Source organism: Gluconobacter sp. DsW_058, from assembly GCF_002153615.1.
GTDB lineage: Bacteria > Pseudomonadota > Alphaproteobacteria > Acetobacterales > Acetobacteraceae > Gluconobacter > Gluconobacter cerinus.
Genome location: NZ_JOPH01000060.1, coordinates 1 through 1,481, shown reverse-complemented (window position 1 = coordinate 1,481; position 1,481 = coordinate 1). Strand labels below are relative to the sequence as shown.

Below are 1,481 nucleotides of genomic sequence, written 5' to 3'. Positions count from 1 at the left end.
AACCCGTCCTCTTTCAGGTCGGATTATAGCTTAGACACCTGTCCAAAAAATGGGGTCCACCTCTAGCCAACAGATCATTATGGACTGGACGTTTCCGGAACCGTGGGAAGCTCGAACACGTGGCGTAGATTTGTGCGACTCAACAGTGGAATTTTACCGGGCGGAGGAAAATTCTACGCCAACTATGATTATCAGTATGCAGACAAGTGGAAAGGCTGATGACAACAAAAGCAACAGCAGCTCAATTTCAAATATATTCAGCCTCTGGGCGATGCAGTCAAAGCCACCACTTACCTGGACTTTGATGACCGTCGCGAGGACGATTATCTTGATCTTTCCACCAGCCTGATTAAGCGGTTTGGCTATAATCATGACGACATCAGCAACAACTATAAGCTGGCTGAACAGATTGCCCGTGCTTACCAGGCAGGACAAACTCTGCCCTCTCCATACACATCTCCAGACGATACATATTATCGTGGGGGTGGTGTTCGTCAGGACATGGTGGGCTACGAAAAATTCGATTACCACCTACTCCCGCATCTGACAGGCTCCACGACGGTTTATGGTCATTATGACCGTGGACCGGGCACGTGGTCTGATCCGTACGATCCCACGCCTGCCAGCCTTGGAGGGTCGCCGCTTTCTGTTTCGACAACAGAATATCGAATGCAACGTGAAAGTGTTCTGACCAGTCTCGCGTATCAGCGCTGGAACCATAAAATCGAAGCCGGCTTCTGGTTTGAAAACAATCTTTTCAGTCAGGCTGCAAAGCTCTACCCGCTTCAGGAAGGGGTAACCCCGTCAAACTTCCAGCGCTTTTACGAAAATCCGTTTGCTGTGCAGTGGCAATATACGTTCCGCACGCATGTTTATCAGTTCCACCTAGAAGACAGCTGGTCAATCACACCTAAGCTCCGGGTAAATGCTGGCTTCAAATCTTTGGTGTCGAGCAGCTCTGTAACAACCGCCCAAAGCGCAAATCCGATTAATGCCTCCATTTCCGCATCCAATGGATTTCTGCCTCAGGTTGGCGTTCTGTATCGCTTTAATCGCCATCATGAAATCTTTGCAGATTTCGCACGCAACATGTCTGCCTATACGGCGTCAGCTTCAACCGGGCCATTTTCAACGACACAAGCAGGATTTTCGTACATCCACAACAAGCTGAAACCTGAAACAACCAATACAGAAGAACTTGGCTACCGTTTCCGTAACGACAGCGTGCAGGCATCTCTGACAGGCTATTACGTCGATTTCGAAAATAGACTTCTGGCGTCTTCCATGAGCTCTGTCATTGTGGGCAACCAGAATGTGCTCGAAAACGTGGGAAGCGTAACATCTCGCGGTGTAGAAGCCGCAGCAACCTGGCGCTTTTTCCGGAACTAGCTCGCGTTGACAAAAGACCCAATCCAGAGCCTTGCTGCGGCGATGTTGAGGAAACTCATGAAGGACAAGGCAGTCTTGTCGTAGCGGGTTGT

General features: G+C 49.6%; 1 protein-coding gene. It reads left to right on the top strand.

Annotated features, from left to right (window positions below; genetic code table 11):
* The first annotated feature begins 255 nt into the window (after positions 1–255).
* Positions 256–1,389 carry a TonB-dependent receptor domain-containing protein gene (locus HK24_RS11615; protein ID WP_369826535.1) on the top strand — a complete coding sequence of 378 codons (1,134 nt, stop codon included), beginning with the start codon at positions 256–258 and terminating at the stop codon, positions 1,387–1,389.
* Positions 1,390–1,481 lie beyond the last annotated feature (92 nt).